Source organism: Streptomyces fildesensis (assembly GCF_016107395.1).
Taxonomy (GTDB): Bacteria; Actinomycetota; Actinomycetes; order Streptomycetales; family Streptomycetaceae; genus Actinacidiphila; species Actinacidiphila fildesensis.
Map to the genome: position 1 here is coordinate 1 of NZ_JAAIKO010000217.1, position 355 is coordinate 355.

Here is a 355-nt window from a genome sequence, read left to right on the forward strand (position 1 = left end):
CGATCATCCCGGAGATCATGCCCGCCACCGACGTCCGGCAGATCCGGCGCTTCGCCGAACTGAGCAATGCGACGTTCCCGGACGATCTGGCAGCCCAGTTGGCGGCGGCCGAGCACGACCCGGACGTCGCCCACCGGATCGGGGTGGACCACGCTACGCGGCTGGCCCAGCGCCTGCTCGACGCCGGCGCTCCGGGGCTCCACTACATCACCCTCAATCGGTCCACGGCCGCCTTGGACATTCACCGAAACATTAGGAGTGCAGATGCCGTTCCTCACCGCCGCTGATTTCAAGGTCGCGGACATCTCCCAGGCCGCTTACGGCCGCAAGGAGATCACGCTGGCCGAGCACGAGA

General features: G+C 67.0%; 2 protein-coding genes. Both read left to right on the plus strand.

Annotated features, from left to right (window positions below; genetic code table 11):
* On the plus strand, positions 1 to 287 hold a 287-nt coding region (locus tag C6N31_RS42655; RefSeq protein WP_198359683.1), incomplete at its 5' end, for a methylenetetrahydrofolate reductase.
* Positions 265 to 355: adenosylhomocysteinase (locus tag C6N31_RS44905; protein WP_232486362.1), on the plus strand; the 91-nt coding region annotated here is incomplete at its 3' end. The genes C6N31_RS42655 and C6N31_RS44905, both read left to right, overlap by 23 nt.